The sequence below is a fragment of the Nocardia tengchongensis genome (assembly GCF_054781395.1).
Genome location: NZ_BAAGUM010000006.1, coordinates 572,674 through 592,381, shown reverse-complemented (window position 1 = coordinate 592,381; position 19,708 = coordinate 572,674). Strand labels below are relative to the sequence as shown.

Sequence of the window (19,708 nt, the reverse complement as noted above, 5' to 3'; positions counted from 1 at the left end):
TAGGTAAGGCGTTCGGAGGAGAGTTACCGATGACCGTGATCGACACACCCGGCACCGCAGTCACCACCGCCACCTCGGGGTGGACCCAGGCTTGCCGACAGGACTATCTGATTCCCGGCCGCGGCGTGGCGGTGCTGCTGAAGGGCGGCCGCCAGGCGGCCCTGTTCCTCACCACCGACGGCATGCTGTTCGCCGTCGGCAACATCGATCCGTTCGGACGCGCCGCGGTCATGTCGCGCGGCCTGGTCGGCGACCGCGGCGGCGTGCCCGTCGTGGCGTCTCCGCTGCTCAAGCAGGCGTTCTCGCTGCTCGACGGGCGCTGCCTGGACGACGACACCATCTCGCTGCCGGTATACGCGGTGCGTACCGCCGACGGTGTGGTGTCGGTGTCCAACGACCCTGTGCAGTTCGTCGGCGGTACCGCATGACCGAGGTCGACGGCGGTACCCCGCTGGCCGGATTCACCGTCGGCATCACGGCGGCCCGGCGCGCCGACGAACTCGGCACCCTGCTGACCCGCCGGGGCGCGAATGTCGTTTCCGCCCCGGCCATCCGGATCATTCCGCTGGCCGACGACAACGAGCTGGAGCGGGTGACGCGACAGCTGGTCGCCGACCCGCCGCAGATCGCGGTCGCCACCACCGGCATCGGCTTCCGCGGCTGGATGGAGGCCGCGGAGGGCTGGGGCCTGGCCGAGGAGCTGCGCTCCACGCTGGGCTCGACCCGCATGCTGGCCCGCGGACCCAAGGCCAAGGGCGCCATCCGCGCGGCGGAGCTGCGCGAAGAATGGTCTCCCGCTTCGGAATCCAGTGCCGAGGTGCTCGATCACCTGCTGGCCCAGGGCGTCGAAGGGGTGCGGATCGCGGTGCAGCTGCACGGCGCGACCACCGAATGGGAGCCAGTCCCCGATTTCTGCGAGGTGCTGCGCTGCGCCGGCGCCGACGTGGTGCCGGTTCCGGTCTACCGGTGGATCCCGCCGGACGACCGCACCCCGATGGATCGCCTCATCGAGGGCATCGTCACCGCCGGACTGGACTGCGTGACCTTCACCAGTGCGCCCGCCGTGGCCTCACTTCTCATGCGCGCCAAGGAAACCGGATTGCTGGAGGCCGTGCTGCACGCCTTCCGCACCCGGGTGCTGCCCGCCTGCGTCGGTCCGATCACCGCCGCGCCGCTCGAGGAGCTGGGCGTGCCCACCTCCATGCCGGGTCGTGCCCGCCTCGGCGCCCTGGCCCGCCACGTGGCCGAGGAACTGCCGCGGCGCGCCAACCGGATTCAGGCCGCCGGCCACGTGCTGAGCGTGCGCGGCGGGTGCGTCGTGGTGGACGGTCAGGTGCGTCAGCTGGCGCCCGCGCCGATGGCGCTGATGCGTTCGCTGGCCCGTCAGCCCGGCCGCGTGGTCTCCCGCGAGGACCTGCTCGCCGCCCTCCCCGGCGGTGGCGACGACACCCACGCCGTGGAGACCGCGATCGCCCGGCTGCGGGCGGGCCTGGGCACGCCCAAGGCCATCCAGACCGTCGTCAAGCGCGGCTACCGGCTGGCGCTCGATCCGGCCGAGTGCATGGACAACTCGCACGAGACTCCGAATCCCGTTGTCCGGCAGGCAGGCCCGGCCCGTAGCAATGGGCTGGGCGCTCGTCGCGAGGTGCCGCCGGCCCGGATCCCCGGTGCCCGTCCACCGCTGACCGACACCCCGCCCGCAGCGGCTTCCCGCCGCCCGGGCGCCCCGTCGGCGGTCAACGGCTCCGCTCACCCGGTCGCGGCCCCGTCGCCGGTGGCACGATCCGTTGGCGCGCCGCTGCGACCGATGCCCGCTCCGGCGGGCCCGAGCACCGGGGCTGCGCGACCGGGCGCGGCTCCGGTGCGCTCGGTCGCTCCGGCGAATGATGGTCGCCCCGTTGGTCTTCCGGCGCAGTCGGGTAGTGCTGCGCCAGCGGCGCCGGTCGCCGGCCCGGCGGCCACGTCCGCTCGGTCGGCAGCCACCGCGCGGGCCGTGTCGGCGTCGCGACCGTCGAATCCCGTTGCCAACCAGCCGAATTCGGTGGCTCGGCAGGAGTCTCCGGCCCGCCCGTACGGCTCTTCCGGCGCCCTGCCGGGGTCGGGAGCCGCCCGTCCGTCGCGGGGTGCGTGGTGAGCGCCCCCGCGCTGGTGCTGGTCGCCCACGGCACCCGCAGCGCGCGCGGTGTGGAGATGATCGCCGAGCTGGCCGAGGCGGTCGCGCGGGAGCTGGGCGCGTCGGCGCTCGCACACGCGGCCCGGCTGTCCGGGACAGGTGCCGGTGCCGATTTCGGGGCCGCATCGGCATCGTTGCGTGAACTGGCGATCGTGGGCGCGCCGCAGGTGCGCACCGCGTTCGTCGACGTGCTGGGGCCGTCCCCGGCCGAGGTGTTGCGGGATCTGGATCCGGTTCCCGCCGTGGTGGTTCCGGCCTTCCTGGCCTCGGGCTACCACGTCTATCAAGATGTGCCGCGAGAGGTGGCCGCGAGTGCGCACGACGCGGTCGCGGTCACCCAGGCCATGGGTCCGGACCCGGCGCTGGCGGAGGTCATGCACCTGCGGTTGCGGGCGGCGGGCTGGCGGCCGGGGGACGCGGTGGTGTTCGCCGCCGCGGGTTCCTCGGACGCGCGTGCTCGTCAGGACGTCCAGCGGGCCGCCAACCTGCTCTCCGAGCGGGTCGGCACGCCCGCCCACCTGGCCTACATCGCGACCGGCGAGCCCAAGGTCCCGGAGGTGGTGGCGGCGGTGCGGGCTGCGGGCGCGCGCCGGGTGTTCGTCGCCTCCTACCTGCTCGCGCACGGCCTGTTCCATCAGCGGCTGCACGAGGCGGGCGCGGACGGCGTCGCCGAGCCGATCGGTGTGCACCCGTCGGTGGTGCGTTTGCTGACCGATCGCTACTACGCGGCGGTCGACGCGCTGGCGGCCGACGCCCGAGTTGCGTGATCGGTCCGATCCGGCACTGCGGTCGTTAGGGGTTCGGCCCTAAACTATTCGCCGAATTCCCCTATGGCTTGGCGATGTTCGGATTCACGTGGCAACCTTTACCGCAATTCGGTAAAGACTCTGGAGGATTCCCACGTGAAGAAGCTTGTCGTCGCCGCTGTGATCGCGGGCGGTATCGCCGGCCCGGCCGCCACCGCCGCCGCCGATTTCCCCACGATCTACGACCCGTGGACGGCCTGCATCCAGTCGGGTCAGACGGTCGAGCAGTGCGAGGCGCTGGTCAACAGCACTCAGCCGACCGATCAGGGCGCGGGTCTGGGTTACAGCGGTTCGTCGTTCTCCCGCTGATCTCTAAAACAATTCAATTTCAGATTTCGGGCCGGCGTCATTCGACGCCGGCCCGAGTCTATTTCGCGCACCCGCCGTCCCGCTCACCGGAATTTGCCGGGTCGGTCCGCGCGAGTGACGGCCAGGATGGCGGGATGTCGCTCGAACACCCCGCTCGCCGTGCCGGACTCGCCTCGCAGGCGGCGGTGCGCGCCAAGCGCAAGGACGAGTGGCTGGCCCTGTTCGCCCCCGAGGCCCGGGTGGAGGATCCGGTGGGCGTCTCGCCGTATGACCCGGTGGGGGAGGGGCATCGGGGTCTCGCGGCCATCGCGGCGTTCTGGGACCTGGCCATCCAACCCAGCCGGATCGAATTCACCTGGGCGGATTCCTTCGCCTGTGGTGACGAGGCCGCCTTCACCGGCACGATTCGCAGCACTCGCGCCGAGCTGGCCGTCGAGGTGGATCTGGTGGCCGTCTACCGGGTGAACGCGGACGGGAAAATCGTTGCGCTGCGCGCGTTCTGGGAACTCGCGCGCGCTCGCGTCACGCCGCTGCCGAACTAGCCCTACGGCGTCTGTAGCGCCGGGAACCAGATGTCGGTGAGAACGCCGGCGGCCTCGTCGGCGGAGACGTCGATGGTGCCCTGCATGGCCCAGCGGGTGAAGAAGCGTTCCAGCTGGGCCACCAGCAGTTCGACGCGCAGCCGGGCTTCGTCCTGGCGGTCGGCGGGCCAGCGCGACAGGTAGGAGCTCATGACGCTGGGCAGCGACATGATGCCCTCCTTGGCCACCTCGCGGAATTCGGGTTCGAGGGCGGTGGCCTCGTCCCAGGCGGGGAGCAGGTCCTTGTATTCCTGGAACCAGTCGATGGCCCGGCGCATCCAGGCGGCGAATTCGTCGCGGGAGCCGGTGTCGAGCACGTGGTCGAGGTCTTCGTAGAAGTTCCGGACGCTGGGCAGTGTGCCCTGTTCCGCGATCGCCCGCAGCACGTCCGGTTTCCCGGTGAAGTGCAGGTAGAAGGTGGCGCGGCTGCAGCCGACGGCGGCGGCGATGTCGTCGACCCGGATCGGCGCGTAGCCCTGTTCGGTGAACAGCTGTTTGGCGGCGTCGATGAGCCGGCTGCGGGTGAGCCGTTTCTGCTCGTCGCGCAGCGAGGTGCGGCGCGGGGTCTCGGGTTGGTCTACGGATCGGGTCACCGTTGAATGATAGACGCAAGTTCACTCACTAGACACACTGTCTAGCGAGTGTTAGCGTGTGTGGCACATCACGTCCGGCAGGGCTCCCGAGACCCGTCGCCGAATCAGGAGAGTGCATTGGCTGCGAAATCCGCACACAACCGTGAACTACCCCGGGTCGCCATCATCGGTGCTGGCCCGTCCGGTATCACCGCCGCGAAGCGGATGGCCGAATACGGCATCCCCTTCGACTGCTACGAAGCCTCCGACGAGGTGGGCGGCAACTGGTATTACAAGAACCCGAACGGCATGTCGGCGTGCTACCAGAGCCTGCACATCGACACCTCCAAGTTCCGTCTGCAGTTCGAGGACTTCCCCGCGCCCGAGGAATGGCCCGACTTCCCGCACCACAGCCAGTTGCACCAGTACTTCAAGGATTACGTCGACCATTTCGGCCTGCGTGATCGAATCCGGTTCAACCACAAGGTGACCGCGGCCGTGCGCGGCGCAGACGGCCTGTGGACGGTCAGCACCGATCAGGGCACCGTCGAGACCTACGACGCGCTGATCGTGGCCAACGGCCACCACTGGGATCCGCGCACCCCCGACTACCCGGGCGAGTTCGACGGCACCCTGCTCCACTCGCACGCCTACAACGACCCCTTCGACCCGATCGATATGCGCGGCAAGCGCATCGTCGTGGTCGGCATGGGCAACTCGGGCCTGGACGTGGCCTCGGAGCTGTCGCAGAAGTTCATCGCCGAGAAGCTGTGGGTGTCGGCCCGGCGCGGCGTGTGGGTGCTGCCCAAGTACGTCGGCGGCAAGGTCGGCGACACCCAGGTGGTGCCGGCCTGGATGCCGCCGAAGGTGGCGCTCAAGCTCAAGCAGCGCTTCGTGGTCAAGAACCGCGGCCGCATGGAGGATTACGGCCTGCCCAAGCCGGATCACCTGCCGTTCGAGGCGCATCCGTCGGCCAGTGAGGAGTTCCTGCACAAGGTCGGTTGCGGCGACATCGATTTCAAGCCCGCCATCACCAAGCTGGACGGCAAGGTCGTGCACTTCGCGGACGGCTCCACCGAGGAGGTGGACGTGATCGTGTGCGCCACCGGCTATCACATCAGCTTCCCGTTCTTCACCGATCCCGTGCTCAAGCCCGATGCGAGCAACAAGCTGCCGCTGTGGCGTCAGATGCTCAAGCCCGATGTCGACAATCTGTTCTATCTCGGTCTGGCGCAGCCGATGCCGACCCTGGTGAACTTCGCCGAGCAGCAGTCCAAGCTGGTCGCGGCGTACCTGTCGGGCAACTACCGCTTCCCGTCGCAGGCCGACATGAGCGCCGCGGTGACCAAGGCGGAGGCCGAGCGCGCCGAGCGCTACTACAACTCGCCGCGGCACACGATCCAGATCGACTTCGACATCTATGTGCGCGAGCTGAAGAAGGAACTCGCCGACGGTGCGCGCCGTGCCGCAGCGGTGGGCAACGCCTTGCCGGTGCGCAGCCGCGCGCTGGTCGAGGCGTAGAGGGGGCCGGTCGGAATGAGCAACGTCGCTGGTTTCTGTGCCGACGAATTCGAAGCTGTCCGTGCGGCTTTCACCGAGCAGGTGGAGTCGGGCGCGGAGCTGGGCGCGTCGGTCTGCGTGACCGTGGACGGCGAGCCCGTGGTGGATCTCTGGGGCGGCTACGCCGATCCGGAGAAGACCGAGCGCTGGGCCCCGGACACCCTGGTGAACACCTTCTCCATCACCAAGACCATGGTCGCGCTGAGCGTCCTGCTGCTGGTCGACCGCGGTGAGCTGGACGTGCATCAGAAGGTGGCCCATTACTGGCCGGAGTTCGCGGCCAACGGCAAGGCCGATATCGAGGTGCGGCACCTGCTTTCGCACACCTCGGGCGTCTCCAGCTGGGAGGCCCCGATCGTGCTGTCGGACATCTACGACACCGAGGCCTCCACGGATCGCCTTGCGACACAGGAGCCTTGGTGGGAGCCGGGCACCGCGTCGGGCTATCACGCCATGAACTACGGCCACCTGCTCGGCGCGCTGGTCAAGCGGGTCACCGGGCGTCCGCTGGGCCGGTTCTTCGCCGAGGAGCTGGCGGGCCCGCTGGGCGCGGACTTCCACATCGGCACTGCCACAGCGGATCTGGGCCGGATCGCGACCCTGGTGCCGCCGGAGCTGCCGGACTTCGATCCGGCGCTGCTGCCGCAGGACAGCGTCATGTTCAAGACCCTGTTCCAGCCGCTGCTGGACTTCGCCGAGTGCGGTACCCCCGCGTGGCAGCAGGCGGAGCTGGGCGGCATGGGCGGGCACGGCAATGCCCGTTCCATCGCCCGGTTGCAGTCACTGATCAGCAATGGCGGCGAGCTGTCCGGCCGGAAGTTCCTGTCGGACAAGACCATCGACCTGATCTTCGAGCAGCAGTCCGACGGCGTGGATCTGGCGATCATGGTGCCGCTGCGGTTCGGTATCGGTTACGGCCTGCCGCAGCCGCAGACCGCCCCGCACGTGCCGGACGGCCGGGTGTGCTGGTGGGCCGGGATCGGCGGGTCGATGGTGGTCAACGACCTGGACCACCGGGTCACCTTCGCCTACGCCATGAACCGGATGGAGGCGGGCCTGATCGGTTCGCCTCGTGCAGACGCCTATCTGAAAGCGACCTTCGATACAGTCCGGGGGTCGGCGTGATCGGTCTCACTCTGGTTACCCGCCACGGTTCGCGCACAAGGATTCGAGGACTTGATTCATGACCAACGCCGTTGACCTCCAGGCTCTCGCCGCCCAAGTCGCCGGAAAGCTGACCGCGCCGGGCGCCCCGTTCGAGATGACGGTCGAGCAGGTACTGGGCGTTCCGCAGCCGGTGTTCAAGAACCGGCACGCGTCGCTGCTGGACCTGCTGGAAGCCTCCCGTGAGCTGGGCGACCTCGACTATCTGGTGTCCGCGCGCACCCGCTACACCTTCGCCGAGCACTATGCCGCCGCGGGCGCGCTGGCCGCCGCGCTGGCCGAGCGCTACGGCGTCGGCAAGGGCGATCGGGTCGGCATCCTGGCCGCCAACACCCCCGAGTGGGTGCTGACCTTCTGGGCCGCGCAGCGTCTGGGCGCGATTCCGGTGGGCTACAACGCCTGGTGGGTGCCGCGCGAGATCGAGTACGGTCTCGAGCACTCCGCCCCGAAGGTGGTGATCGCCGACGCCAAGCGCGCCGCGCTGGCCGCCGAGACCGGCACCGACATCCCGGTGCTGACCATGGAGACCGACCTGCCCGCGCTGATCGCGGAGTTCGCGGGCGGCAACCCGGCCGCCGAGGTGACCGAGGACGATCCGGCGATCATCCTCTACACCAGCGGCACCACCGGCCGCCCCAAGGGTGTGGTGCACACCCAGCGCAATATGGTCGCCGTCGCCGACTACCACCGCTTCATGGACGCGCTGGCCGCCGGCTTCCGCGGCCAGGCCTGGGACGGTTCCCCGGCGGCGCGCCGCTACCTGGCCACCATGCCGCTGTTCCACATCGCGAGCCTGCACAACCTGTCGATCCCGCGCCTCACCACCGGTGACGCCGTGGTCTTCCCGACCTCGGGCGAGTTCGACGCGGAATCGCTGCTGCAGCTGGTCGAGACCGAGAAGGTCACCAACTGGGCGGCCGTGCCGACGCTGGCGAGTCGCATTCTGGGCGTGGACATCTCGAAGTACGACCTGTCCTCGCTGACCGCGTTCTCGCTGAACTCCGCGCCGTCCTCGCCGGCGCTGGTGCAGCGGCTGCGCGAGAAGTTCCCGGTGGCGCTGCAGGGTCTGACCACCAGCTACGGCTGCACCGAGTCCGGCACCGCCGCGACCGTGGCGACCCCGCCGGAACTGGCCGCCGACAACGAGACCGTGGGCCGCGCGGTGGTCGGTGTCTCGCTCGAGGTCCGGGATCCGGACGGCAAGCCGGTGCCCGAGGGCGAGGAGGGCGAGATCTGTATCCGCAGCCCCTACGTCATGCTCGGCTACTGGAACAACGAGGACGCCACCAAGGCGGCCATCGACGAGAACCGCTGGCTGCGCACCGGCGACTTCGGCACCCTGCGCGGCGGCAAGCTCTACATCTCCGGTCGCCGTTCGGATCTGATCCTGCGCGGCGGCGAGAACGTCTACCCGCAGGAGATCGAGAACGTGCTCGACGAGCACCCGCTGGTGCGCGAGTCGGCCGTGATCGGCGTCCCGCACGAGGATCTCGGCCAGGAGGTGGCCGCGATCGTCGTGGTCGACGATCCCGAGTCGGTGACCGAGGACGAACTGCGCGACCACGTGGCCAGGCAGCTGGCCTATTTCAAGGTGCCCGCCCGCTGGCTGGTCACTGCGGATCCGCTGCCGCGCAACGCCACCGGCAAGGTGCTGCGCCGCGATCTCACTATGGGGAAGTGAATTCCTGTGTACGACACCATCATCAAGAACGGCCGCTGGTTCGACGGAACGGGTGCGCCGTCGGCCATCCGTAATCTCGGCATCCGGGACGGCCGGGTGGCGGCGGTCTCGGCCGCGCCGCTGGACGAAACCGGTTGCGCGCGAGTGATCGACGCGACCGGCCGCTGGGTCATGCCCGGCATGATCGACATCCACACCCACTACGACGTGGAGGTGCTGCTCGATCCGACGCTGTCGGAGTCGCTGCGGCACGGCGTCACCACCCTGCTGCTGGGCTCGTGCTCGCTGTCCGCGGTGCACGTCGGCGGCTCCGACGCCGGTGACCTGTTCGGCCGGGTGGAGGCGATTCCGCGCCAGTACGTGGTCGAGTCGGTGGACACGCTGAAGACCTGGAACAGCGCGCACAGTTATGTGCAGGCGCTGGAGTCGCTGCCGCTGGGACCGAATGTCGCCTCGTTCATCGGGCATTCGGATATCCGGACCGCGCAGCTGGGCTTGGAGCGGGCCACCGATCCCGACGTCAAGCCGACCGAGTCGGAGATCGCGGCCATGGAGCACAAGCTGACCGAGGCGCTGGACGCCGGCTTCGTCGGCATGTCCTCGCAGCAGCTGTTGTTCGACAAGCTGGACGGTGAGGTGTGCCGGTCGCGGACGCTGCCGTCCACCTACGCCACCGCCAAGGAGCGCCGCCGGCTGAATCGCATTCTGCGCGACCGCAAGCGGGCGCTGCAGGGTGGTCCGGACGTGGCCAAGCCGCAGAGCATGATCGGCATGGCGGCCAGCAGCCTGGGCTTCTTCCGGCCCAAGCTCAAGGTGAGCCTGCTCTCGGCGGCCGACATCAAGGCGATTCCGGGCGTGGTGAAGGTCTTCCCGCTGCTGGGCAAGATCATCAACGGGCTCGGCGGCGACTTCCGCTGGCAGCATCTGCCGGTGCCGTTCGAGGTCTACTCCGACGGCATCGACCTGCCGGTGTTCGAGGAATTCGGTTCCGGCGCCGCGGCTCTGCACCTGGCCGACCAGCTCGAGCAGCGGCACGAACTGTTCCAGGATCCGGAGTACCGCCGCTGGTTCCGCAAGGACTACGACAAGAAGTGGGGCCCGCGCGTGTGGCACCGCGACTTCTTCGACGCCGAGATCACCGAATGCCCCGACGAGAGCGTGGTCGGCAAGACCTTCGGTCAGGTGGGTGTGGACCGCGGCGGCATCCACCCGGTGGACGCCTTCCTGGACCTGCTGGTCGAGCACGGCCCGAAGGTGCGCTGGCGCACCACCATCTCCAACCACCGTCCCGAGGTGCTGAACGCGCTGGCGGCGGATCCCAGTGTGCAGCTGGGCTTCTCGGACGCGGGCGCGCACCTGCGGAACATGGCGTTCTACAACTTCGGGTTGCGGCTGCTCAAGCGTGTGCACCAGGCGCAGCAGGCGGGCACGCCGTTCATGACGGTCGAGCACGCCGTGCACCGGGTCAGCGGCGAGCTGGCCGACTGGTACGACCTGGACGCCGGGCATCTGCGCGAGGGCGACCGGGCCGATGTGCTGATCATCGATCCGGCCCGCCTCGACGACAGCCTGGAGGCCTACGCCGAGAACCCGGTTCCGGAGTACGGCAACCTGTCCCGCATGGTCAACCGCAATGACGAGACCGTCACCGCGGTCCTGGTCAACGGCGAGTTCGTGTTCGGGCTGGGCGAGAAGGCCGAGACCCTCGGCCGGGAACGCACCGGCGAGTTCCTGAAGGCGGGCGCCCGATGAACGCACGCAGATTCGACGGCCGCACCGCGGTCGTCACCGGCGCCGCTTCCGGCATCGGCGCGGCCATCTCGGCCGCCCTGATCGCCGAGGGCGCGAACGTGGTCGGCTTGGACCTCGACGAGGCCGGACTGGGCAAGCGGGCCGCCGAACTCGGCGACGCCTTCGTCCCGGCGGTCACCGACGTCACCGACGAGTCCCAGGTGGAGGCCGGAATCGGGGTCGCCGCAGCCCGTTTCGGCGGTCTCGACGCGGCGTTCAACTGTGCGGGCGCGTCCCGCATCGGCGCGGTCACCGACCTCACCGAGGCGGACTGGGACTTCACCATCGACCTGATTCAGAAGAGCGTCTTCCTGTGCACCAAACATGAAGCACGCCTGATGAAGTCGAGCGGCGGCGGCGCGATCGTGAACATCTCCTCGCTGGACGCGCGCGTCCCGATGCCCGGCGGCAGCCCGTATTCCACCGGCAAGGCGGGCGTGGTCATGTTCACCAAGAACGCGGCGCTGGAACTGGCCCAGCACCGCATCCGGGTGAACGCCATCCTGCCCGGCCTGGTGGACACCCCGCTGGTCGCCGCGGTGATGGGCTACGAGCCCGCGAAACAGATGTTCCTGGACCGCATCCCGATGGGCGCGCCCGCGACCCCGGAACAGATCGCCGCCCCCAGCCTGTTCCTCGCCTCCGACGACGCCTCCTACATCACCGGCATCGACATGGTGGTGGACGGCGGCTGGGAGTTGAGCAACTTCCCCAACCTGGCGAAGCTCGCGGGCTGACCCGATGAGCTCAGCGCCAACCGAATACGGCGCGACGACCGAGACCGGCGATGTGATCGCCGGTCTCGATCTGGCCGGGCGCGTCGCCGTGGTCACCGGCGCCACCGCCGGTCTCGGCGCCGAGACCGCCCGGGCGCTGGCTGCCGCCGGGGCCACCGTCATCCTGGCCGCGCGTGATGTGGTGGCCGCCGCCGCGGTCGCCGACCGCATTCGCGGCCGGCATCTGCGGGCCGAGCTCGACGTCGTGCCGCTCGATCTCGGCTCGCTCGAGAGCGTGCGCGCGGCGGTGCGGACGCTCTGCGCCGCGCGCCGCCCACTGCACCTGCTGATCAACAACGCGGGGGTGATGTACACGCCGTTCGGGCATACCGCCGACGGGTTCGAATCGCAGTTCGGCACCAACCATCTCGGCCACTTCGCGCTGTCGGCGGGCCTGTTGCCGGCCCTGTCGGCGGGCGCGGAGCGGGCGGGGGAGCCGAGCCGGGTGGTCACCGTGTCCTCCGCCGCCCATCACGCGTATCCGGCCGATCTCGACGATCCCAACTTCGAGCGGCGGGAGTACGACAAGTTCGCGAGCTACGGACAGTCCAAGGCGGCGAATGTGCTGATGACGGTCGAACTCGCCGCCCGCGGTGCGGACGGGGGCGTGCACGCCTACGCGGTGCACCCGGGCACGTGTGCCACCGATCTGGCCCGGCACATGTCCCGGGAGGACTTCACCAGGATGCGAGAACTGTCCAGCGGTGACCCGGGCGTCCTGAACAACCTGAAATCGGTTCCCGCCGCGGCAGCGACCACCGTGTGGGCGGCGACCTCGAATGTGCCCCACTCCGGCGCCTATCTCGCGGATTGTGGTGTCGCGCAGGCCAGTAGCCACGCCACCGATCCGGCCACCGCCGCTGCTCTCTGGGAGCTGTCCGAACGCCTCACCGCCCGGTAGCGGGCTCCGAACCGAAACTGGTTGGAGTGCGACGCGATTCGGGTGATCGCGCCGCACTTCTGATCTGCTGGGGAGTCTGCCCGTACCAGCGGCGTACCGCCCGGGTCAGCGCGGACTGTTCGCGCAGGCCGATGAGGGTGGTGATGCGGCTCATCGGCAGATCCGTCTGGCACAGCAGCCGGTGGGCGGCATCGCGGCGAGCCTCGTCGAGGACGGCCGTGAAAGTTGTTCCCTCGGCGGCCAATGCGCGTTGCAGGGTGCGCTCGTGCACCGTGATCATGCGGGCCACGGTGTCGATGTCGGCGTGGGATTCGAGAAAGGCGCGGTCGATCGCGGACCGGACCCGCGTGGTCATCGAGCGGTCGGGGTCCGGGTAGTTGCGGTCCAGGAAGTCCATGGCGACTTTCAGTGCCCGGCTCAGGGATTCGGCGGGGACGAGGGCATCGTCGTCGGCGATGGCCTCGGGGGTGATCCCGAATCGCCGGAGCAGGCCGGCGCCGTCCCCGCCCAGTTCGTCGATGAGTTCGCGGTATCCGCGCAGATTCGCCGCGCGCGCCATGATCGCCATCGGCCGGTCGCCTCCCGCCGGTTCCTTCGTTCGCGCCGGGATCCTAACCCGGTCCGCAGACTGTCTGGGACGGAATGACCGAATGGGTCTGTCGCCCAGGGGTAAAACGATGTCGCCTTGGGGCGAGTCGTTATTACTCGTCAGTAGCAACAATCGGTCCCGACAACGGTACGAGAGGTGGGACTCGATGATGACGGCTCGATGGCGAACCCGGAGATCGGCGGGGAAAGTGCTGGTGATCGTGGCCGCGGTGCTCGCGGGAACACAGTTCCTCGCGCCGATGGCCGTGTCGGACACCGCATTCACCGGTATCGACGGCGGCCCGTACGCGGCGGACTGGACCGCGGCGGTGGACGGTCCGCAGCCGCACAACGGCATCGTGCCGGATCTGGCGGTGCCGATCACGATGTCCGACGGTGTCGTGCTGAAGGCCGACGTCATTCATCCCGCGGACAACGGGCGTGTCCCGGACGGTCGCCGGCCGGTGATCCTGCAGATGCAGGGATACGGCAAATTGCCGCTGCTGGTGGGTGAAGCGGTGCTCAGCGCCGCCGACGGCCTGGGCATCAAGCAGCCACTGGAGGCGTGGGCCGCGTCGCTGAATCTGCCGGGCGCGGGTGTGGACGGGCTGTTCGACCTGACCCGCCAGCTCGACTCCGGTGCGCTGGAGGCGGCCGCGCAGGATTGGGCGCTGGCCGAGGCGGGATACACGCTGGTGCAGGTCGATACGCGGGGTACCGGCACCTCCGAGGGCGCGTGGCAGGTCTTCGGCGACCGGGAGAAGCAGGATGTCGCGGAGGTCGTCGACTGGATCACCCGCCAGTCCTGGAGCGACGGAACCGTTGGGGCCATGGGGATCTCGTTCACCGCGATCACCGCGCTCGAGGCCACCGACCGGGCGCCGGCGGGCCTGAAGGCGGTCTTCGCCTACGAGGGCAGCGCCGACATCTTCACCGATATCGCGGGCCCGGGCGCCGCGGTCGGGGTGGGGTTCCTGGTCCCGTGGCTGTTGGGTGTCAACGCGCTCAAGATGATTCCGGACGTGACCGCGCTGCTGGTCGGGAAGTTCGACCCGGTGCAGCAGGCACGCTGGCTGCGTGACCGGATCGCCGATCCGCTGACCCTGGTCGACATGGTCGTCAACGGCTACACCGCCATGACCCCCGATCAGCTGACCGCGCGGACCCGGGAACTGGTGGACCCGAACTCGGGCTTCCGGCGCGGCCTGAAGACCGACATCACCCGCATCCAGGTGCCGACGTTCATGGTGGGCGCGTGGTTCGACATCTTCGGCACCACCCCCGCCGACACCTTCGACGCCATTCCGCTGCCGCGCGAACAGAAGAAGCTGATCATGGGCGACGGCTATCACCTCGGCTCGGGGGTCGGCGGATTCGGTCATCCCGGCCTGCCGCCGCGCCTGGATGTGTTGCAGCGGGCCTGGTTCGACCACTGGCTGCGCGGAATCGACAACGGCATAGATCGATTCACCCCGATGATCGTCAGGCAGCAGGGCGGCGGCTGGACCGACGCACCCGAATTCCCGCGCGCCGAAGCGGTGTACCGGCGCATGTATCTCGATGACATCCCGTCGGGCACCAGCCCGGGATCGCACTACGACGGTGGCCTGTCGGCCGACCCCCGTCAGGTCGCGGTCCGTGATCTGACGGTCACCCCCGCCCTGTCGAGTCTGTGCGGCCGCGACGCCGCCCGCATCACCGCGGGCGCGACCGCCATTCTCGACCTGTGCACCAACGACTCCCGGGTCTGGGAGAACGACGGCCTGTCCTTCACCAGTGGCCCGGTGCCCGCCCCGACCACGGTGTCCGGTCCGATCGCCGTGCATCTCAACGTGGTCGAGGACGCCGCCGACGGGTACTGGGTCGCGACGGTCAACGATGTTGCCCCCGACGGGGTCTCGCACGAGATCGCCACCGGCCAGCTGGTCGCCTCCATGCGGCAGATCGACGAGGACGCCGGCAAACGATCCCCCAATGGTGACTACACCGAGCCCCACTACTTCCTCGACCTGGGCCGGCGTCAGCAGACCGTCCCCGGCGTCCCGGTCACCCTGGACATCGCCCTGACCCCCATCGAGGCCGTGCTCCAGCCCGGCCACCGCCTCCGGATCGACGTCTACGCCAGCAACTTCCCGAAGGCGCTGCCGCCGATGATCTTCCTGGCCGATTCGGGCCTGAAGCCCGAACACCTGCGCCTGGATCCCGACGCGCCCAGCTGGGTGAACATCCCCTTGACGGCCGCGATCCCGGCCGGTAGCTGAGATCGGGCGAACCCTGGTCCGGGGCCGGTGGATGCCGGTCCCGGACCGGGGGTAGCTGTAACTTGTTTCACCAGGTACGGTGTGCCTGATCTGGGCGGACGCAGTCCGATGCCCCTAGAGCTCGGGGCAGTTTTCTGAATCCGGACGGTTTGGGGTGGCGGATTTTGTACACTCCCCGCTGAAGTGAATAGTCCACACTTCAGTTTCAGTTTCCCGATTCGAGGTACCCATGAAGTCTGCTACACCGGGGGTGTTCGCCGTCCGTACCGCCGCGGCTGTTATCGGTGGTGCGTTGTTGTTCGCGGGGGTCACAGGGTGCGGCAGCGACAAGGCATCAGAGGGTTCGCCGACCGGTGGCGCCGTGGTGTCCTCGGCGGTGAAGGCCACGGGCACGCCCGCGCCCACCACCACCGCGGCGGCTCCCGCGCCCGCCGAGGCGCCCGCGCCGGCGCCCGCGGCCACCGAACCGGCCGCCCCGCAGCCCGCCGCGCCGGAAGCTCCCGCGCCGCAGCAGGTCGCCCCGCAGCCGGTGGCGCCCAAGCCCGCTCCGCAGGTCGAGCAGCCCGCGAAGCCCGCCCCGCCCACCCTGGACGCACCGGGCTTCGAACCCCGCGCCGGATACTGAGAGAGCTGGACTAGTCAGTTGCTGGGCAAGAATGGACGGTGGCTGTGTGCTGCCGTCGTCGCGGTGGCGGCCTCGGTCTCCGCGATGAGTGTGACCCCCGCCGGCGCCGATCCGGGCGCCGAGGGCAGAGAGCTTGTGACACTGGGTGATTCGTTCTCGGCGAACGCCTGGGACTTCATGGACGGCGACAACACCTGTCAGCGTCATGGCAGGACCGCCTGGCCGGTGCAGCTGGCCGAGCTGATGGGCGTGCACGGGACCGACCGGGTGTCGGACCCGTCCTGCCCGGGTTCGTCGATCGACAGCGGCCCGGGCTGGACCATGGCCCAGCAGGCGCAGAAGGCCGACAAGGAAGGCGCGTTCGGTCCCAAGACCAAACTGGTGACGCTGCAGTTCAGCCTGAACGACAAGTGGGGCAAGAACGACCAGACGCTGTGGGGGTCGTTGCAGAAGTGCGTGTTCAACCTGCCGCTCGGCTGTGACCCCGAGGCCATCGACGAGGATCGGTTCCCCGACTACAACGGGGTCTCCGGTGCGCTGATGGCCAAGCGCATGACCAATGCGATCACCTACATCAAGTACTACGCGCCGAACGCGAAGATCGTCCTGGTCGGCTATCCGGAGCTGTTCACGCCGGGTTCCAGCACGGTCTGCCTGAGCATCGTCGGCGTCGCGCCGTTCATCCAGTCGCGCGGTCGCGCGGTGGTCGAGTACTTCGACCGCATCGACAAGGCGGAGCGGGAAGCCGCCCAACTACTCGGGATCGAGTTCCTCGATGCCCGCGGGCTCACCGCAGGTCACGGCCTCTGCTCGTCGCAGCCGTGGCTGAACGGTGTGTTCGACCCCCGGACAGATCTGGACGGTCTGTTCTTCCATCCATCCACCCAGGGTGACACCGTGGTCGCCCGTGCCATCTACGACCGCTACGGTCACTGACCGTGTGCACAACCAGCTTCCGGTGGTTTGACCGCCGGTAGCTACTCGTCGAGTCTGCTGGTTGCGCAGGGGTTTTGCAGTTTGCCGAACTCTTGTCGCAGCTCTCGCAGCCTCTTGTACACTCCGCGCAAAAGTGAAAAATCCGCAGTTCAATTTGCGATACGAGGGTTTCAACATGAACATCCGCATCACCGGCAAGTCGACCGCGCGCGCCACCGTGGCCGCCATCGGCTCCGTCCTGATCATCGGTGGGCTCGCTGCGTGTGGCAGCGACAAGGCCGCCGACTCGCCCGCCCCGACCACCACCTCGGCGGTGGCCCCGGCGAGCACCACCGCCGCTCCCGCGAGCAGCGCGGCCCCCGCGCCCGCCGCCCCGCCGGCCGCCACCGAGGCCCCCAAGGTCGAGGCCCCGGCTCCCGCACCCGCCGCCGCACCGGAGGCCCCGGCGCCGCAGCAGGCCGCGCCGCAGCCGGTCGCCCCCAAGGTCGAGGCTCCGGCACCCGCGCCGGCCAAGCCGGCCCCGCCGACCCTGGACGCTCCCGGCTTCGAGCCCCGCGCAGGCTACTGACGAACGCGCGCGGGTTCTGAAACAACGGAGATAGCACGTGTCGGGAAACAACGGACGGTGGCTGTGCGCCGCGGTGCTGGCAGTCACCGCGGCCATGGCGGGAACTTCGGGGGCACAGGCGGATTCGGCTCCGCAAGGCAAAGAGCTGGTCATTCTGGGTGATTCGTTCACGGCGAACGGATGGGACCCGCTGTCGCAGGACAACAAGAAGTGCCAGCACGGTGACACCGCGTGGCCGGCGCAGTTGCAGGCCCAGCTGGGCCTGCAGGGCGACGACCAGGTGTGGAACCAGTCGTGCCCGGGTGCGTCGATCGACACCGGGAACGGCTACATCCTGAAGGTTCAGGCGAGCAACGCCGACAAGGCGGGCGCGTTCGGTCCGAAGACGAAGTTGGTGACCCTGCAGTTCGGTCTCAACGACGTCTGGGGCGACTCCTCGAAGTCGCCGTGGGACTCGATGCAGAGCTGCTTCTACGATCCGGCCGGCGGCTGCGGTCCCGACGCGGTGGCCGACGGCCGGATGGCCGACCCGAAGAACGTGACCGGTCCGGAGTACGCGGCCCGGATCGCCAAGGTCGTCGCCTACGTCCGTTATTACGCTCCCAACGCACGCATCGTGATCGTCGGCTACCCGGAGTTGTTCTCGCCCGGCCAGGACGCGATCTGCTTCGATATCGCCGGCGTGGAGATCGGCCAGCCCCGCGGTCGTACGGTCGTCGACTACCTCGACCGTTTCGACCTGGCCCAGCGGGAAGCCGCCGCTCTGTTGCACATCGAGTACCTCGACAGCCGCTCGCTCACCCGCGGGCACGGCCTGTGCACGCCGGACCAGTGGGTCAACGGCGTGTTCGACCCGAAAGTCAATGTCGCCGGTCTGCCGTTCCATCCGGCTCCGCAGGGCGACGCCGTGATTGCCAACGCCCTGCACGAGAGGTACGTCCGATGACCCGTCCACCCGAAGTCGTGCCCGGCACGCGGGAGGACTCCACCGCCCTGGCGGTGGAGTCGTTCCCCACGGAGTTGATCCAGCCGGTGCACGCCACCCGGACCGCCGCGCCCGCCGAGACCGTCGAATCCGTCATCGAGCGGGCCGCGCGGCAGCGCCCGCCGCTGCCGTCGCTGACGGGTGCTCGCTGGTGGGCGGCGTTCGCGGTGTTCCTGCTGCACGCGCTGGTGTTCCTGCCGGTGTACCCGTTCCAGAAGTCGGAGATGTTCCGCAACATCCACGCCTGGGTGCCGATGCAGCTGGGCGCCGCGGGCGTCACCTTCTTCTTCGTGTTGTCGGGCTTCATCATCTACTGGTCGTTCCGGCCGGGCATGGCGAAGAGCGCGTTCTATCGCCGTCGCGTGCTGAAGATCTACCCGACACATCTGCTGGCGGCCGCGGCGTTCATCGTGGTGGCGAGCGTGCCGCTGCACCGCGCGATCGTATGGGTGCCGAACCTGCTGCTGGTGCACACCTACGTGCCGAACTGGACCACGGTCGGCGGCCTGAACGTGCCGTCCTGGTCGCTGGCCGCGGAAATGCTGTTCTACCTGAGCTTCCCGCTGGTGCTGCCGCTGATCATGAAGATCCCGACGCACCGGCTGGTGCTGGCGGCGGCGGTGCTGCTGCTGGGCATCGCGGCCCTGCACACCTCGTACTTCCTGTTCTTCGACGGTCCCAAGGGCATCGCCAACGCCTTCGCGCCGCGGCTGGTGCCGGGCACCACCTCGCCGTACTACGAGCTGCACGCCTCCCCGGCGTGGTTCCAGCAGGCGAACATCCCGGTGTCGCTGTCGTATTGGCTGAGCTACACCTTCCCGCTGTCGCGGCTGCCGGAGTTCTTCCTCGGCGTGCTGGCCGCGCGCATGGTGCTCGAGGGCAAGTGGCGCAACACCAATCTGACGTGGCCGCTGCTCGCCCTGACCGTCGCGTACGCGGCGACCTGGGTGGTGCCGGTGAACTACAAGATGTCGGTGCTGATGCTGGCTCCGATGACCGCGGTGGTCGCCACCATGGCGAACCGTGACCTGCACGGCATCGGCAAGGTCAACTCCCACCCCCGCATGGTGTGGCTGGGCAATATCTCCTTCGCCTTCTACCTGATCCAGTTCCCGGTCATGGTCGTGATCACCCGGCATCTGATCGGCGGCAAGGAGTTCGGCGTCGTCGGCTGGGCGGGCTTCTCGGTGCTGAGCCTGGTGGTCTCGACGGTGCTCGCCGCGGCGCTCTACCACTGGGTGGACCTGCCGATCATGAAGAACTTCGCCCGCTCGAAGAAGAAGGCCGTCAAGGTAGCCGCACAGTAACCGGCTTCGACTGTCGCACAACCGCTTCCGCCTATTGGACCTACGTCCAATAGGCGGTTCGCGTTCATCGCCCGGCCACTGCCGGGCAGGCACCGCGACATCTGAAACATGTTCCATTTGGGGC

At 69.0% G+C, this 19,708-nt stretch carries 18 protein-coding genes and 1 pseudogene; 17 read left to right on the top strand and 2 right to left on the bottom strand.

Going from position 1 to position 19,708, the window contains the following annotated elements; translation table 11 throughout:
* The first annotated feature begins 29 nt into the window (after window positions 1-29).
* The 5 genes and pseudogenes from nirD to ACYVKL_RS13780 all read left to right on the top strand — a co-directional run bounded on the left by nirD (window position 30) and on the right by ACYVKL_RS13780 (window position 3,830).
* A complete protein-coding gene (nirD, locus tag ACYVKL_RS13800) occupies window positions 30-428 on the top strand; it encodes a nitrite reductase small subunit NirD (protein WP_357191606.1) in 399 nt (132 codons plus the stop codon).
* Window positions 425-1,579, top strand: a pseudogene (locus ACYVKL_RS13795) (uroporphyrinogen-III synthase); the annotation flags it as partial. The gene nirD and the pseudogene ACYVKL_RS13795, both read left to right, overlap by 4 nt.
* A gap of 551 nt (window positions 1,580-2,130) precedes the next feature.
* Window positions 2,131-2,940: a sirohydrochlorin chelatase gene (locus ACYVKL_RS13790; RefSeq protein ID WP_379163044.1), complete on the top strand. Its 810-nt coding sequence runs from the start codon at window positions 2,131-2,133 to the stop codon at window positions 2,938-2,940.
* A gap of 135 nt (window positions 2,941-3,075) precedes the next feature.
* A complete protein-coding gene (locus ACYVKL_RS13785; RefSeq protein ID WP_379163041.1) occupies window positions 3,076-3,288 on the top strand; it encodes a hypothetical protein in 213 nt (70 codons plus the stop codon).
* A 134-nt stretch (window positions 3,289-3,422) separates the two neighbouring features.
* Window positions 3,423-3,830, top strand: coding sequence for a nuclear transport factor 2 family protein (locus ACYVKL_RS13780; protein WP_379163039.1), 408 nt, complete (start codon window positions 3,423-3,425; stop codon window positions 3,828-3,830).
* 2 nt (window positions 3,831-3,832) lie between these two features.
* Here ACYVKL_RS13780 and ACYVKL_RS13775 read toward each other — a convergent pair whose 3' ends face one another.
* Window positions 3,833-4,462, bottom strand: coding sequence for a TetR/AcrR family transcriptional regulator (locus ACYVKL_RS13775; RefSeq protein ID WP_357191613.1), 630 nt, complete (start codon window positions 4,460-4,462; stop codon window positions 3,833-3,835).
* Between the two features lie 117 nt (window positions 4,463-4,579).
* Between ACYVKL_RS13775 and ACYVKL_RS13770 the strand changes: the two genes are divergently transcribed.
* Genes ACYVKL_RS13770 through ACYVKL_RS13745 form a run of 6 tightly spaced genes read left to right on the top strand, consistent with a single transcriptional unit; the run spans window position 4,580 to window position 12,314 of the window.
* Window positions 4,580-5,962, top strand: a complete 1,383-nt coding sequence (locus tag ACYVKL_RS13770) for a flavin-containing monooxygenase (RefSeq protein WP_379163036.1) — start codon at window positions 4,580-4,582, stop codon at window positions 5,960-5,962.
* Between the two features lie 15 nt (window positions 5,963-5,977).
* Window positions 5,978-7,126, top strand: a complete 1,149-nt coding sequence (locus ACYVKL_RS13765; protein WP_379163033.1) for a serine hydrolase domain-containing protein — start codon at window positions 5,978-5,980, stop codon at window positions 7,124-7,126.
* A gap of 58 nt (window positions 7,127-7,184) precedes the next feature.
* The gene (gene casG / locus ACYVKL_RS13760; RefSeq protein WP_379163030.1) at window positions 7,185-8,846 is read left to right on the top strand and encodes a steroid-24-oyl-CoA synthetase; all 1,662 of its coding nucleotides are present in this window, start codon (window positions 7,185-7,187) and stop codon (window positions 8,844-8,846) included.
* A gap of 6 nt (window positions 8,847-8,852) precedes the next feature.
* Entirely contained in the window at window positions 8,853-10,598 is a 1,746-nt protein-coding gene (locus ACYVKL_RS13755) for an N-acyl-D-amino-acid deacylase family protein (RefSeq protein WP_379163027.1), read from the top strand.
* Window positions 10,595-11,374, top strand: coding sequence for an SDR family NAD(P)-dependent oxidoreductase (locus ACYVKL_RS13750; protein ID WP_379163024.1), 780 nt, complete (start codon window positions 10,595-10,597; stop codon window positions 11,372-11,374). Before ACYVKL_RS13755 ends, ACYVKL_RS13750 begins: the two co-directional genes overlap by 4 nt.
* 4 nt (window positions 11,375-11,378) lie before the next feature.
* Window positions 11,379-12,314: an SDR family NAD(P)-dependent oxidoreductase gene (locus ACYVKL_RS13745; RefSeq protein ID WP_379163021.1), complete on the top strand. Its 936-nt coding sequence runs from the start codon at window positions 11,379-11,381 to the stop codon at window positions 12,312-12,314.
* Here ACYVKL_RS13745 and ACYVKL_RS13740 read toward each other — a convergent pair.
* Window positions 12,301-12,882, bottom strand: a complete 582-nt coding sequence (locus tag ACYVKL_RS13740; protein WP_379163018.1) for a helix-turn-helix transcriptional regulator — start codon at window positions 12,880-12,882, stop codon at window positions 12,301-12,303. The genes ACYVKL_RS13745 and ACYVKL_RS13740 overlap by 14 nt on opposite strands.
* A 187-nt stretch (window positions 12,883-13,069) precedes the next feature.
* Between ACYVKL_RS13740 and ACYVKL_RS13735 the strand changes: the two genes are divergently transcribed.
* The 6 genes from ACYVKL_RS13735 (at window position 13,070) to ACYVKL_RS13710 (ending at window position 19,584) form a co-directional block, all read left to right on the top strand.
* Entirely contained in the window at window positions 13,070-15,163 is a 2,094-nt protein-coding gene (locus ACYVKL_RS13735; RefSeq protein WP_379163015.1) for a CocE/NonD family hydrolase, read from the top strand.
* Window positions 15,164-15,392: 229 nt separating this feature from the next.
* Window positions 15,393-15,788 carry a hypothetical protein gene (locus ACYVKL_RS13730; RefSeq protein WP_379163012.1) on the top strand — a complete coding sequence of 132 codons (396 nt, stop codon included), beginning with the start codon at window positions 15,393-15,395 and terminating at the stop codon, window positions 15,786-15,788.
* An 18-nt stretch (window positions 15,789-15,806) separates the two neighbouring features.
* Window positions 15,807-16,724 carry an SGNH/GDSL hydrolase family protein gene (locus ACYVKL_RS13725; RefSeq protein ID WP_213559774.1) on the top strand — a complete coding sequence of 306 codons (918 nt, stop codon included), beginning with the start codon at window positions 15,807-15,809 and terminating at the stop codon, window positions 16,722-16,724.
* Window positions 16,725-16,899: 175 nt separating this feature from the next.
* Window positions 16,900-17,292 carry a hypothetical protein gene (locus ACYVKL_RS13720; RefSeq protein ID WP_213559775.1) on the top strand — a complete coding sequence of 131 codons (393 nt, stop codon included), beginning with the start codon at window positions 16,900-16,902 and terminating at the stop codon, window positions 17,290-17,292.
* Between the two features lie 37 nt (window positions 17,293-17,329).
* Window positions 17,330-18,238 carry an SGNH/GDSL hydrolase family protein gene (locus ACYVKL_RS13715; protein ID WP_379163008.1) on the top strand — a complete coding sequence of 303 codons (909 nt, stop codon included), beginning with the start codon at window positions 17,330-17,332 and terminating at the stop codon, window positions 18,236-18,238.
* Window positions 18,235-19,584, top strand: a complete 1,350-nt coding sequence (locus tag ACYVKL_RS13710; RefSeq protein WP_379163005.1) for an acyltransferase family protein — start codon at window positions 18,235-18,237, stop codon at window positions 19,582-19,584. The genes ACYVKL_RS13715 and ACYVKL_RS13710 overlap by 4 nt, the downstream gene beginning before the upstream one ends.
* Window positions 19,585-19,708: the final 124 nt, after the last annotated feature.